At 70.4% G+C, this 14,299-nt stretch carries 10 protein-coding genes; all 10 read left to right on the top strand.

Annotated elements, in window-relative coordinates:
* Positions 1–22: 22 nt before the first annotated feature.
* Complete coding sequence (locus tag LN037_RS20245) at positions 23–862, top strand: MlaE family ABC transporter permease (RefSeq protein ID WP_230756004.1); 840 nt, start codon at positions 23–25, stop codon at positions 860–862.
* A complete protein-coding gene (locus tag LN037_RS20240) occupies positions 859–2,295 on the top strand; it encodes an MCE family protein (RefSeq protein ID WP_230756002.1) in 1,437 nt (478 codons plus the stop codon). The genes LN037_RS20245 and LN037_RS20240 overlap by 4 nt, the downstream gene beginning before the upstream one ends.
* The gene (locus tag LN037_RS20235) at positions 2,292–3,344 is read left to right on the top strand and encodes an MCE family protein (protein WP_230756000.1); all 1,053 of its coding nucleotides are present in this window, start codon (positions 2,292–2,294) and stop codon (positions 3,342–3,344) included. Before LN037_RS20240 ends, LN037_RS20235 begins: the two co-directional genes overlap by 4 nt.
* Positions 3,345–3,382: 38 nt before the next feature.
* Entirely contained in the window at positions 3,383–4,555 is a 1,173-nt protein-coding gene (locus LN037_RS20230) for an MCE family protein (RefSeq protein WP_308286168.1), read from the top strand.
* Positions 4,556–4,558: 3 nt separating this feature from the next.
* Positions 4,559–5,887, top strand: a complete 1,329-nt coding sequence (locus LN037_RS20225) for an MCE family protein (RefSeq protein WP_230755998.1) — start codon at positions 4,559–4,561, stop codon at positions 5,885–5,887.
* Positions 5,884–7,233, top strand: a complete 1,350-nt coding sequence (locus tag LN037_RS20220; protein ID WP_230755997.1) for an MCE family protein — start codon at positions 5,884–5,886, stop codon at positions 7,231–7,233. Before LN037_RS20225 ends, LN037_RS20220 begins: the two co-directional genes overlap by 4 nt.
* A gap of 1 nt (position 7,234) precedes the next feature.
* Complete coding sequence (locus LN037_RS20215; RefSeq protein WP_230755995.1) at positions 7,235–8,632, top strand: MCE family protein; 1,398 nt, start codon at positions 7,235–7,237, stop codon at positions 8,630–8,632.
* Positions 8,633–8,662: 30 nt separating this feature from the next.
* A complete protein-coding gene (locus LN037_RS20210; protein ID WP_230755993.1) occupies positions 8,663–9,232 on the top strand; it encodes a hypothetical protein in 570 nt (189 codons plus the stop codon).
* 16 nt (positions 9,233–9,248) lie between these two features.
* Positions 9,249–10,307 carry a hypothetical protein gene (locus LN037_RS20205; protein ID WP_230755991.1) on the top strand — a complete coding sequence of 353 codons (1,059 nt, stop codon included), beginning with the start codon at positions 9,249–9,251 and terminating at the stop codon, positions 10,305–10,307.
* A 432-nt stretch (positions 10,308–10,739) separates the two neighbouring features.
* Positions 10,740–14,222: a DNA-directed RNA polymerase subunit beta gene (rpoB, locus tag LN037_RS20200; protein ID WP_179795279.1), complete on the top strand. Its 3,483-nt coding sequence runs from the start codon at positions 10,740–10,742 to the stop codon at positions 14,220–14,222.
* Positions 14,223–14,299 lie beyond the last annotated feature (77 nt).

Here is a 14,299-nt window from a genome sequence, read left to right as displayed (position 1 = left end):
CCACCCGGCCGGAGACCACTAAATGGCAGTGATCACGCGTCGCGCCCGCGCGCTCGTGGACGGCCCCCTGGGCGTCCTCGACACCCTGGGCGACCAAGCGACGTTCTTCGCGAAGACGATCGGCTGGATCCCCCGCACCCTGAGTCGGTACAAGCGTGAGGTGCTGCGCCTCCTCACCGAGGTCGCCTTCGGCTCGGGCGCCCTGGCGGTGATCGGCGGCACGGTCGTCATCGTCGCGACCCTGACGTTCTTCACCGGCTCGGTCGTCGGCCTGCAGAGCTACTCGGCGCTGAACCAGATCGGCACGTCGGCCTTCTCCGGCTTCGTCACCGCCTACTTCAACACTCGTGAGGTGGCGCCGCTGGTCAGCGCGCTCGCCCTCTCGGCGACGGTCGGCGCCGGCTTCACCGCCCAGCTCGGCGCGCAGCGGGTGTCGGAGGAGATCGACGCCCTCGAGGTCATGGCCGTGCCCTCGCTGCCGTACCTCGTGACGACCCGGGTGATCGCCGGCTTCGTCGCCGTCATCCCGCTCTACGTCCTCGGCCTGGTGGCCTCGTACCTGGCGTCCCGGCTGCTGGTCACGAACTTCTACACGCAGTCCTCGGGCACCTACGACCACTACTTCAACCTGTTCCTGCCGCCCGAGGACGTCGTCTACTCGTTCCTCAAGGTGCTCGCCTTCGCCTTCGCGATCATCCTGATCCACTGCTACTACGGCTACAACGCCGGTGGCGGGCCGGCCGGGGTGGGCGTCGCCGTCGGTAACGCGGTGCGCAACTCGATCGTCGTGTTCACGGTCCTGGACAACCTGCTGACCCTGGCCATCTGGGGCACGACGACCTCGATCCGGATCGCGGGATGACCGCCCCGACGAAGGACCTCCGCCCGCCGCTCTCGTCGACCCGTCGACGCCTCGCCGGCGCCGCGCTCCTGCTGATCATCGCGCTGATCGTCACGCTGTGCCTGCTGCAGTTCAACAAGTTCTTCAAGCCCGTCGAGATGGTGACGCTGCAGACCGACTCGGTCGGCAACCAGCTCTCCAAGCAGGGTGACGTCAAGGTCCGCGGCGTCATCGTCGGCGAGATCACCTCGGTCGAGTCGGACGGCCAGAAGGCCACCATCGAGATGGCGATGGACCCCGACGCGCTGACGGCCATCCCGAGCAACGTCACCGCGCGCCTCGTCCCGAAGACGCTGTTCGGTGAGCGCTTCGTGTCCCTGGAGGAGCCGCCGAACCCGAGCCCGCGGCGCCTGCAGGAGGGCGACTTCATCGGCCAGGACCGCTCGCAGAATGCGACCGAGACCGAGACCGTGCTCAACAACCTGCTCCCCGTGATCCAGGCGGTCGAGCCGCAGAAGCTCTCCGACACCCTCGGGGCCGTCTCCCAGGCGCTGTCGGGGCGAGGTCAGCAGACCGGCGCGACGTTGGTGCAGCTCAACCAGTTCGTCGGCGGCCTCAACCCCTCGCTGCCCGACCTCATCAACGACCTGCGCCTCCTCACGCCGACCGCGGACATCTACAACGCGGCCCTGCCCGACCTGCTCTCGGCGCTGGACAACCTCGTCACCACGAGCCGGACCCTGGTCGAGGAGCGGGCGGCCTTCGAGTCGACGTTCCGCACGGTCACGTCGGCCTCGGACGTCACGACGACGTTCCTGGCCGCCAACCGGCCGAACATCATCGAGCTGAGCGCCCGGTCGTACCCGGTGCTCGACCTGCTGCGCCGGTACAGCCCGGAGTTCCCGTGCCTGCTCCAGCAGCTGACCGACCTGACCCCGAAGATCAACGACGTCTTCACGCCGACGACGGGCCTCAAGATCGCGGCCGAGATCAACATCGACCGCGGCAAGTACCTCCCGAGCGACTCCCCGGCCTTCCGGGACAAGCGCGGGCCGCGCTGCTACATCGTCAACGGCAAGGCTCCGCAGTACCCGCCGGGCGGCCCGTTCCAGGACGGCTCGTTCTCCCCGCCCGCCGCGACCAACGCGGACATGGATTCCACCGGGGGCGACAACGGGGGCGTCCAGTCGCGGGTCGCCGCCCCGGGAACCGCGGGCGCCCCGTCCGCCCCGCCCGCCGGGGGCTCCGACGCGCAACCGACCGAGGGCCAGGGAGCGGCCCGGATCGACCCCGCCAACATCGGGCTGCCCAACACGCCGAACTCCCCCGAGGAGCGATCGCTGGTGACCGAGCTGACCGGGCTGCAGATGGGCCTCGCGCCCGGGCAGGTCCCGGCCTTCGCCCCGTACCTCACGGCCGCCACCATGCGCGGCACGACGGTGGAGGTCTCATGAGGGGCGTCCTCGCACCGCTGATCAAGCTCGTAATCTTCGCGGTCGTCACGGTGCTGTCGGTACTGCTGCTGCTCAGCACCATCCAGAACCAGTACTTCGGATCGACGCAGGACTACAAGGCGCGGTTCGTCGACGCCTCGGGTCTCATCGCCGGCAGCGACGTGCGCATCGCCGGTGTCCGGGTCGGGCAGGTCACCGACGTCCAGGTGGCCGACCGGTCGGTGGCCGAGGTGTCGTTCTCCGTGGACGAGGCCCGCAAGCTACCCACCGGCGCGCGGTTAGCGATCAAGTACCAGAACCTCATCGGGCAGCGGTACCTCGACATCCAGCGGGGCAACGGCCCGATGAACCAGTACCTGCAGCCCGGCGACACCGTGCCGGTGACGCAGACGACGCCGCCGCTCAACCTCACGGTGGTGTTCAACGGCTTCAAGCCGCTGTTCCAGGCCCTGAGCCCCGACGACGTCAACCGGCTGTCGTTCGAGATCATCCAGGTGCTGCAGGGCGAGAGCGGCAACATCAACCAGCTGCTCGCGAGCACGGCCTCGCTGACCTCGACGATCGCCGACCGGGACGCGGTGATCGGCAGCGTCATCAACAACCTGAACCTGGTCCTCGACACGGTGAACGCCCGCGACGAGAAGCTCTCGAGCCTCATCGTCTCACTGCAGCAGCTGGTCACCGGCCTCGCCCAGGACCGGGTCGCGATCGGGTCCACCCTGCAGCCGATCGCCGACCTGACGCAGGTGACGGCCGGCTTCCTCGGCGCCGCCCGCCCGCCGCTGCGCGACGACATCGTCAAGCTCGGACAGCTGTCCGACATCCTCAACCGCAACCGAGGCCTCGTGGAGAACTTCCTCCGGAACACCCCGCAGAAGGCCAACAACATCGGCCGCGCCGGCACCTACGGGTCCTGGTTCAACTTCTACCTCTGCTCGGCGGGCCTGAAGCTCGACACGACGCTGCCCGGGCCGATCCAGCTGCCGCTGCCGCCGCAGATCGAGGTGCAGCTCCCGATTCCGGGTGGGGGTTACCGATGCAGCGGCTGAAGCCGTTCCGGAAACGGAACCCCATCGTCATCGGTGCGGTGAGCCTCCTCGTCCTGGTGCTCCTCGTGCTGGCGTCGCTCAACATCCGCGACCTGCCCCTCATCGGGCAGGGGGCGACATACACGGCCCGTTTCGGCGAGGCGGCGGGCGTCCAGCCCGACGACGACATCCGCGTGGCCGGCATCCGGGTCGGCACGGTCACCGACGTGACGCTCGACGGGAACGACGTCGTCATCTCCTTCAAGGCGCCCGACGCCTGGATCGGGGACCAGACGCGGGCCTCGATCGAGATCAAGACGGTGCTGGGGCAGAAGTACATCGCCCTCGACCCCGAGGGCTCCCAGGTGCTCGACCCCGACGTGGCGATCCCGCGCAGCCGCACCACCGCGCCGTTCGACGTCATCCAGGCCTTCTCCGACCTCACGACCACCGTCGAGGGCCTCAACACCGACCAGCTGGGCGCGAGCCTCGGCACGCTCTCGGAGACCCTCGACGGGGCCTCCGGGCCGATCCGGCCGGCGCTGGACGGCCTGTCCCGTCTCTCCCGGACGATCTCTTCCCGCGACCAGGAGCTCGCGAAGCTGCTGGCGAACACCCGGGCCACCACCCAGGTGCTCGCCGACCGCAACGGCGACGTCGAGAAGCTCATCCAGAACGGCAACCTGCTGCTGGGCGAGCTGCGGGGCCGCAAGGCCGCGATCGACGACCTGCTCAACGGGACGATCGCGCTGTCGAACCAGCTGCGCGGGCTCGTCGCCGACAACCGGGCGACCCTCGGACCGACGCTGGCCAGCCTGAACGGCGTCCTCACGACGCTCCAGGCGAACTCGGCGAACCTCGAGAACGGCATCCGGCTGCTCTCGCCGTTCATCCGGGTCTTCGGCAACGTGGTCGGCAACGGCCGCTGGTTCGACGCCTACATCTGCAACATCGACCCGCCGATCGACGCGCCCTGCAACCCGGGCGCGGCCACGGGGAACCCCGCCGGGTTCCTCACGGACCTCCTGGGCAACGTGGACCCGACCGTCATCTCCGGGGCGGTCAACTCGCTCGGGCAGCCGCTGCTCCAGGCCGGCCAGACCCAGGGCGTCGACCTCGGCGCGCTGTTCCCGGGCGGCATCCCGCTCATCAACCCGGCCGCGATCGGCCAGACCCAGCAACCGGCCCAGCAGCAGGCGCCGGCCCAGCAGCCGACCCAGGGAGGGGGCTGACCCGTGACGACCCGTGTCTCCTTGTTGTTCGACAGCTTCGCCCGGACCCTGGCGATCGTCGTGGTCGTCGCGCTCGTCGCGACGGCCGGGCTCTGGTACGCCCTCGAGCGGGGCAGCTCCCGCACCATCACCGCGTACTTCACCTCGGTGGTCGGCCTCTACACCAAGAACACCGTCAACGTCAGCGGCGTGCCCGTCGGCACCGTCGAGGACATCGTCCCGCAGGGCAACGTCGTGCGGGTGGAGCTGAAGGTCGACAACAGCATCCCGATCGCGGCCGGCGCGCAGGCCGTCATCGTCGCGCCGACCCTGGTGTCCGACCGCTACGTCCAGCTCGGCCCGAACTACACGGGCGGGCCGCTGATGAACGACGGCGCCGTCATCCCCGTGCAGCGCACGTCGGTCCCGGTGGAGCTCGACCGCGTCTACAAGAGCCTCGACTCCATCGCCACCTCGCTCGGCCCGAACGGCATCAACAAGGCCGGCGCGCTGAACGACCTGCTGCGCTCCTCCGCGGGCGCCCTCGGCGGCAACGGCGAGGCGCTCAAGTCGACGATCACCGAGCTCGCGGGTGCGGTGGGGACGCTGTCGGACAACCGCGGCAACCTGTTCGCCACGGTCGACAACCTCGGGCAGTTCACGAACATGCTGGCCCGCAACGACGGCCAGGTGCAGCTGCTCAACAACCAGCTCGCCGACATCTCCGGCTTCCTGGCCGCCGAGCGGGGCAACCTCTCGCAGGTCCTCCAGGTGCTGCCGCCCGCCCTCGAGGACGTGGCGTCGTTCGTCCGGGACAACCGCGACGGCCTGCGGGTCGACGTGGGCCAGCTGGCGAGCATCACCGACATCCTGGTCCGCCAGAGCCGGGCGCTCACCGAGTTCACCGACGCGGCCCCGGTCGCGCTCAACAACCTGACGAACGCGTTCAACGCCAGCAGCGACAGCCTCGACGTCCGGCCCGTGCTCTTCCCCGGACTGAACCTGCCGCCGATCAGCCGCAACCAGCTCCTCTGCGGTCTGCTCAGCGGCGGCCTGCTGCCGATCCCGCAGAACGTCCCGCTGCCGCCGCTGCTGGCCGCCGGCCAGGTCCAGTGCGCCACGCAGACCCAGGCGGGGGTGACGGCGCTCAACTCCGCGCTGGCGCCGTTCCAGCAGCTGTCCGCCCTGCTCAACGCGAACCAGACCGTCGCGCCGCTGGCGAACAACCTGGTGCAGAACCTGACACCCCAGGCCGAACCGACCCCGCGCGACGCCACGTCCGGCCCGGACGCGTCGCCGACCCTGCCGGGTGGGGAACTGATCAAGGGACTGACCGCAGGAGGAGGACGGTGACGACCACCGGGAGAACCCATCGGGGCTGGCGCCTGGTGGTCGTCGCGCTCGTGGCGGCGGTCGGGCTGTCGGGCTGTGGGCTGCAGTCGGTCCAGGAGGTGCCGCTCCCCGGCGGCGCCGCCCTGGGCGACTCGCCGTACACCGTGACGGCGCTGCTCACCAACGTCGTCGACCTCGTGCCGAACGCCAGCGTGCGCACCAACGACGTCCCCGTGGGCGTCGTCCGCGAGGTGCGCCTCGCCCCCGACGGTTGGACCGCCGAGGTCACGATGGCGGTCAACGGCAGCGTGATCCTGCCGGCGAACGCGATGGCGAAGCTGCGCCAGACGAGCCTCCTCGGCGAGAAGTTCGTGGAGCTGGGGAACCCGGCCATCGGGGCGCCCCAGGGCCGGCTCCAGGACGGCGCGGTCATCCCGGTCGACCGGACCGACGTCGGCGCGCAGGTCGAGGAGGTCCTCGGGGCGCTCTCGCTGCTGCTCAACGGTGGCGGCGTGGAGAAGATCCAGACGATCACCCGCGAGCTCAACGCCGCGCTGGACGGCAACGAGGGCCAGATCCGGGCCCTCATCGACAACCTCAACGTCTTCGTCGGGACCCTCGACCAGCAGCGCAGCGACATCGTCCGGGCCCTCGACTCCGTCGACCGGCTCTCGCGCACCCTGGTCGACCAGCGGGCGAAGATCGCGAACGTCATCGACAACCTGCAGCCCGGGCTCGACGTGCTCAACCAGCAGCGCGGTCTGCTCGTCGGGACCCTGCAGGCCCTGCAGCGGCTGTCGGTGGTCGGCACGGACGTGATCAACCGGGCCGGCGCCAACACGGTGGCCGACCTGGCGGCGCTCCAGCCGATCCTCGGGAACCTGGTCGCCTCCGGCGACGCCCTGCCCGGCTCGCTGCAGCTCCTCGTGACGATTCCGTTCGCCGACAACGCCCTGAACGCGGCGAAGGGCGACTTCGTGAACATCGACGTCAACGTCGAGCTCTCGCTGTCGGGCATCCTGCAGAACCTGCTCGGGGTCAACCCGCAGAACGCCAACCTCAACCAGATCCTGGCGCTGCTGCAGAACCAGCGGGCCGCCACGGGAGCGCCGGCGATCAACCTCCCCGGCGTCGGGGGTCTGCTCGGGGGCACGTCCGCCACAGGCGGCACCGGTGCCGGGACGGGCACGACGACCACCACGGGCGGCACCGGCACGACGGGCGGCACCGGCACGACGGGCGGCACCGGCACGACGGGCGGCACCGGCACGACGGGCGGGACCGGCACGACGGGCGGGACCGCGGACGGGGCCGGCGCCACCGGCGACGAGGGCACCCCCGGTGCCGAGCCAGAAGGCGGGAACTGACATGACGAAGCAGATCCGGAACCTGCTGATCATCTTCGTCATCCTGTCGGTGGTCGGCATCGGATACATCTCGTTCCGCTACGTCGGCGCCGACTCCCTCATCGGCCTGGGCCCGTACACGGTCAGGGTCGAGATGAAGGACTCCGGCGGCATCTTCCCGAAGGCGTCGGTGAGCTACCGCGGCGTCGAGATCGGCAAGGTCGGCGACATGCGGGTGACCCCCGGTGGCCTCGAGACCGAGCTGGAGATCGAGAACGACGCGCCCGAGGTGCCGGCGAACGCGATCGCCGTCATCGCCAACCGGTCCGCGGTCGGCGAGCAGTACGTCGACCTGCAGCCGACGCGCGACGGCGGGCCGTACTTCCAGGACGGCGACGTCATCCCGGTCGACCGGGTGCGCACGCCCACCCAGGTCGACGGCCTGCTCGCCAACCTGAACTCCCTGGCGACCTCGGTGCCCCTCCCGGAGCTGCGGACCACCGTCGACGAGCTCTACACGGCGTTCGACCGCACGGGTCCCGACCTGCAGCGCCTGCTCGACAGCTCCAACGCCCTGGTCGGCGACGCCATCCGCAACCTGCCGCAGACCCGGCAGCTGCTCGCCGACGGGCGGGTCGTGCTGAACACCCAGGCCTCGCTCGGGCCGCAGATCCTCTCGTTCAGCCGCGACCTCAACCTCTTCACCGCGCAGCTGAAGGCCGACGACCCGAACCTGCGCCGGCTCGTGCGCGCCGCGCCCCCGGCCGCCACGCAGCTCGAGGGCCTGCTGCGGGAGACGGGTCCCGACCTGTCGCGGGTCCTCGCGAACGTCCTGACGACGGTGCGGATCATCCAGCCGCGCCTCGCCGGGGTCGAGCAGCTGCTCGTCACCTACCCGGGCCTGTCCGCGGTGGCCCCGGCGGTGCTCCCCGGCGACGGCCGCGTGCACTTCGGCCTCGTCCTCAACGTCGCCGACCCGCCCTACTGCCGGGACGGCTACCTGCAGCCCAACGACGGCTGGCGACCGGCGACCGCGCTGGACTTCCCTCCGCTGGACACCCGGGCGTTCTGTGCTCAGGGAGGGGCCGTGAACCCCCGCGGCCTCCAGCACACCCCGGAGCTGGACGGCAGCAAGCGGCCGTACGGCGAGATCCTCGACCCGAACCAGTACTACTACGCCCCGGGCAACCCGCCCCCCGGCAACTTCGGCAACGTCACCCCGGTGCCCGCCACGCCGTTCACGCCCGGCCAGAAGCCGGCGCAGACCCCCGGTAGCAACCCCGGGTCGTCCGCGTCACGGGCCGGGTCGCAGAATGCAGACCAGACCACCGCGTTCTCCGGACTCTCGTCGTCTCCGGCCGATGTCCTGGCGGACTCCGGGCGCGGTGCCCCGCCCGTCGTCATCCCCGGCCTGGGGTAGCGCGACGGGGCGGGCTCCTACCCCGAGGAGTTGAGGACCCTGCCCTCCACCGACACGCTCGAGCCGTCCACGCGACGGGGCCGCCTGAAGGTCCCGTCGCAGCGGACGACGATCCGCATCCTGGCCGTCCTGGCTGTGCTCGCCTTCGCGGCGGCCGTCGCCGCCGGCGTCTACTGGTGGATCGGGTCCCACGGGACGACCGCCACGCAGGCCGCCGACCGCGACGTGGCCGTCGACGCCGCCGAGCAGATCGTCGTCAACATCAACACGGTGCGCCCGCAGACGATCGACGCCGACCTCCAGGCCGCGCAGTCGTCGCTGACCGACCCGATGCTCACCGAGTACCAGAAGGTCCGTCAGCAGTTCGCCGACAGCCTGAAGAAGGCCCAGGCGTCCGTCGTCGCCACGCCGGCGGGGGCCTCGCTCACCGCCTTCGACGACGACCGCGGGACGGCCTCCGCGATCGTCGCGATCAACGTGACCGCGTCGAGCTCCAACCAGCAGCCCACCCAGAAGCAGCAGCTGTTCCAGGTCGAGATGCAGCGCACCCCGGACGGCTGGAAGGCCTCGAAGGCCGCCCCGACCGCCGGTCAGAGCTGAGGAAGGGAACAGCCCCGTGCCACCCCGTAGCCGCACCACCCCGAGCACGTCCCCGGCGGGCCGCCGCCCCAAGGTCGCCGGTCTGCGCGACCCGCGCCGGACCGGCGCCGACGAGCCGACCCCGGTCCCCGCCGCCGACACCACCAAGCCGCGGGACACCGCGGCCGTCACGGACCCCGGCCGGACGGCCCCCGCCGGCCCGGTGGTCGACGCCCCGGCCGCCGGGACGCCGGTCACCCCGGCCGACGGTCCCGCCGCCGGTACGGCCCCGGCCGCCGCACCCGACGACGAGGTGGCCGCCGCCCCGGTACCCGCCGGCCCCGGTGATGACATCGAGGCCGACGGTCGCCCCACGGAGGAGCGTCCCGAGCCGAAGCGCCGGCCCACCCGGGCGATGACCCCGGCCGGCGCGTCCTCGCGCCGCGGCGGCACCGCGGTGCTCGACCGTCCGGGTCCGGCCCGTCCGGCCCCCGCGCCGGCCGCGTCGCGCCCGACGGAGCCGGGGGAGTCGCGCGGGGCGCGGGTCGCCGCCGCGGTGACCCGTCCCTTCGCCGCGCTCGGGGCGAACCCGAAGCGGCTGATCGCGGTGCTCGCCGTGGTGATCGTGGTGTGCCTCGCGCTCGCCACGCTGGCGTTCGTCGCCGCCCGCGGTGACCGGGCGGAGGGCCAGCCCTACGCCAACGCCGCCGTGGTCGACGTCGCGGGGACCGCCGAGGTCGTCGGGCAGACGCGCGGTGCCCTCGAGTCGATCCTGTCCTACGACTTCACCAAGCTCGACGACTCGGTGAACGCCGCGAAGACGCAGTCGACCGGGGAGTTCACGACGAACTACCTGCAGGTCTTCGACCAGACGATCCGCGGGCCGGCCACCGAGCAGAAGCTGCGCCAGACCGCGAGCGTGCTGAACATCGGCGTGCAGGACCTCACGACCGACCGGGCGAGCCTGATCGCCTTCGTGCAGTTCACGGCCGAGCGCACCACGAACAACCAGACCACCAACGCCCCCGGCCTCCTGTCGGTGCAGGTGGTCAGGCAGGACGGCCGCTGGAAGATCACGGAGCTCAAGCCGCTGTAGGCGCGGCGCGGGCCGGCACGACGACGGGCCCGGGAGAGACCCCACGATGGGGGTCCCTCCCGGGCCCGTTCGCACGAGGTACGGCTCTGACCTGCGGCGGGAGGTCGCGACGCGCCGCGATCGGCTGCGCGTCGGACTTGACTGCGGCGTGGTCACCGGTCACGCTGTTCCCAGCGCGAGACCCCCACGTCCGACCCCGCGGTCGGGCCCGGCCCTCACGGACCGGCCCCCGCAGGCGCGTCACGGAGGGGGGTGTTCGACACGTGCGTCCAGCCATGGCTAGACTGTCGGATCGCGCTGCCTTCACGTGTCCCCACGTCACCCGTGGGCACCCCGCAGGCCGCGCGAGTCGGCCGCCCGGGGCACTGCGCTGCGTCTCGAGCGGACGAGCTACTGACAGCGTCAGACAGCGTTGTTCCGGAAGGACGCATCTTGGCAGTTACCCGCGCCACCAGGTCCTCGAATCACCACGCGTCGTTCCCCGGAGCTCCCCTCCGGGTCTCCTTCGCCAAGCTCGACCAGCCGCTGGAGGTCCCTGACCTCCTCGACCTGCAGACCAAGTCCTTCGAGTGGCTGGTCGGCAGCGAGGAGTGGTTCGAGCGCCGCGTGGAAGCGGGCGAGGACACCCCGATCGGTGGTCTGGAGGAGGTCCTCGCGGAGATCTCTCCGATCGAGGACTTCTCCGGTTCGATGTCGCTGTCCTTCTCCGACCCTCGCTTCGACGAGGTGAAGGCCTCCGTCGAGGAGTGCAAGGACAAGGACATGACCTACTCGGCCCCGCTCTTCGTGACGGCCGAGTTCACGAACAACACGACCGGTGAGATCAAGTCCCAGACGGTCTTCATGGGCGACTTCCCCGTGATGACCGACAAGGGCACGTTCATCATCAACGGCACGGAGCGCGTCGTCGTCTCGCAGCTCGTGCGCTCGCCCGGCGTGTACTTCGACCGCACCGTCGACAAGACGACGGACAAGGACGTCTTCAGCGTCAAGATCATCCCGAGCCGCGGGGCGTGGCTCGAGTTCGACGTCGACAAGCGCGACACGGTCGGTGTGCGCATCGACCGCAAGCGCCGGCAGCCGGTCACCGTGCTGCTGAAGGCCCTCGGGTGGACCACCGAGCAGATCCAGGAGAAGTTCTCCTTCTCCGAGACGCTGCTCGCCACCCTCGAGAAGGACGCCACGGCCGGCCAGGACGAGGCGCTGCTCGACATCTACCGCAAGCTGCGTCCCGGCGAGCCGCCGACGCGCGAGTCGGCGCAGACGCTCCTGGAGAACCTGTTCTTCAAGGACAAGCGCTACGACCTCGCGAAGGTCGGTCGGTACAAGGTCAACAAGAAGCTGGGCGTCGGCGTCGAGCCGTCGACCGGCACGCTGACCGAGGACGACATCATCCAGACGATCTCCTACCTCGTGCGCCTGCACGCGGGGGAGACCGAGGTGGCGGCCGAGAACGGCGACACGATCCCGGTCGAGACCGACGACATCGACCACTTCGGCAACCGGCGCCTGCGCACGGTCGGCGAGCTCATCCAGAACCAGATCCGGGTGGGTCTCTCCCGCATGGAGCGCGTCGTGCGCGAGCGCATGACGACCCAGGACGTCGAGGCGATCACGCCGCAGACCCTGATCAACATCCGTCCCGTCGTGGCGGCGATCAAGGAGTTCTTCGGCACCTCGCAGCTCTCGCAGTTCATGGACCAGACCAACCCGCTCGCGGGCCTGACGCACAAGCGCCGGCTGTCCGCGCTCGGCCCGGGTGGTCTGTCCCGTGAGCGTGCGGGCATGGAGGTCCGGGACGTCCACCCGTCGCACTACGGCCGCATGTGCCCGATCGAGACCCCGGAGGGCCCGAACATCGGCCTGATCGGGTCGCTGTCGAGCTTCGCGCGGGTCAACCCGTTCGGCTTCATCGAGACGCCGTACCGGAAGGTCGTCGACGGGGTCGTCATCGACCAGATCGACTACCTGACCGCCGACGAGGAGGACCGCTTCGTCGTCGCGCAGGCCAACGCGCCGCTCGACGAGGACGGCCGCTTCCTCGACGACCGCATCCTGGTCCGCCGCAAGGGTGGCGACGTCGACCTCATCGCGCCGACGCGGGTCGACTACATGGACGTCTCGCCGCGCCAGATGGTGTCGGTCGCGACGGCCATGATCCCGTTCCTCGAGCACGACGACGCCAACCGCGCCCTCATGGGCGCGAACATGCAGCGTCAGTCGGTGCCGCTGCTGCGTTCCGAGTCGCCGCTGGTCGGCACCGGGATGGAGCTGCGCGCCGCGGTCGACGCGGGCGACGTCATCGCCGCGGACCGTCCGGGTGTGGTCGAGGAGCTGTGCGCCGACTACATCACGATCATGGACGACGACGGCCAGCGGACGACGCACCGGCTGCACAAGTTCACGCGCTCCAACCAGGGCACGTGCATCAACCAGAAGCCGATCGTCTCCGAGGGCGACCGCGTCGAGGCCCGTCAGGTCCTCGCCGACGGGCCGTGCACCGAGGACGGTGAGATGGCCCTGGGCAAGAACCTGCTCGTGGCGATCATGCCGTGGGAGGGGCACAACTACGAGGACGCGATCATCCTGTCGCAGCGTCTCGTCCAGGACGACGTCCTGACCTCGATCCACATCGAGGAGCACGAGATCGACGCGCGCGACACGAAGCTCGGCGCCGAGGAGATCACCCGGGACATCCCGAACGTCTCCGAGGAGGTCCTCGCCGACCTCGACGAGCGCGGCATCATCCGCATCGGCGCCGAGGTGGCCGACGGCGACATCCTGGTCGGGAAGGTCACGCCCAAGGGCGAGACCGAGCTGACCCCGGAGGAGCGCCTGCTCCGCGCGATCTTCGGTGAGAAGGCGCGCGAGGTGCGCGACACCTCGCTCAAGGTCCCGCACGGCGAGACCGGCAAGGTCATCGGCATCCGCGTGTTCTCGCGCGACGACGACGACGAGCTGCCGCCCGGGGTCAACGAGCTGGTCCGCGTCTACGTGGCCCAGAAGCGCAAGATCTCCGAGGGCGACAAGCTCGCCGGCCGTCACGGCAACAAGGGCGTCATCGGCAAGATCCTGCCGGTCGAGGACATGCCGTTCCTCGCCGACGGGACCCCCGTCGACATCGTCCTGAACACCCACGGTGTGCCGCGACGCATGAACATCGGCCAGGTCCTCGAGACCCACCTCGGGTGGATCGCGAAGAGCGGCTGGGACGTCGACGCGGACAACACCGCCGAGTGGGCCGTGAACATGCCCGACGACATGCGCCGGGTCGAGCCCGACACGAACACCGCCACCCCGGTGTTCGACGGTGCCCGCCAGACCGAGATCTCGGGCCTGCTCAGCTCCACGCTGCCGAACCGTGACGGCGTGCGGCTGGTCGGTCCGGACGGCAAGGCGCAGATCTTCGACGGACGTACCGGTGAGCCCTACCCGCACCAGATCGCGGTCGGCTACATGTACATCCTCAAGCTGCTCCACCTCGTGGACGACAAGATCCACGCCCGGTCGACCGGCCCGTACTCGATGATCACCCAGCAGCCGCTGGGTGGTAAGGCGCAGTTCGGTGGTCAGCGCTTCGGTGAGATGGAGTGCTGGGCGATGCAGGCCTACGGCGCGGCGTACACGCTGCAGGAGCTGCTGACGATCAAGTCCGACGACGTGCTCGGCCGCGTCAAGGTCTACGAGGCGATCGTCAAGGGCGAGAACATCCCGGAGCCCGGTATCCCGGAGTCCTTCAAGGTGCTCCTCAAGGAGCTCCAGTCGCTCTGCCTCAACGTGGAGGTGCTGTCCTCGGACGGTGCCGCCATCGAGATGCGCGACGGCGACGACGAGGACCTCGAGCGTGCCGCGGCCAACCTCGGCATCAACCTCTCGCGCAACGAGTCGCCCTCCGTGGACGACGTCGTCAACTGACGCCTCGCTGCGTCGCCCGGGCCGGCCACACCGGTCGGCCCGGGCGACGCACGCGGACCCTCTAGAAAACAGCTCAC

Origin of the sequence: Actinomycetospora soli (genome assembly GCF_021026295.1) — a bacterium.
In the GTDB taxonomy this organism is placed as follows: domain Bacteria; phylum Actinomycetota; class Actinomycetes; order Mycobacteriales; family Pseudonocardiaceae; genus Actinomycetospora; species Actinomycetospora soli.
This window is presented reverse-complemented; position numbering and strand designations above follow the sequence as displayed.

What these genes read in the sequence shown, in the direction of transcription:
- LN037_RS20245 (WP_230756004.1), top strand. Translation starts at nt 23, where the DNA reads ATGGCAGTGATCACGCGTCGCGCCCGCGCGCTCGTGGACGGCCCCCTG.
- LN037_RS20240 (WP_230756002.1), top strand. Translation starts at nt 859, where the DNA reads ATGACCGCCCCGACGAAGGACCTCCGCCCGCCGCTCTCGTCGACCCGT.
- LN037_RS20235 (WP_230756000.1), top strand. Translation starts at nt 2,292, where the DNA reads ATGAGGGGCGTCCTCGCACCGCTGATCAAGCTCGTAATCTTCGCGGTC.
- LN037_RS20215 (WP_230755995.1), top strand. Translation starts at nt 7,235, where the DNA reads ATGACGAAGCAGATCCGGAACCTGCTGATCATCTTCGTCATCCTGTCG.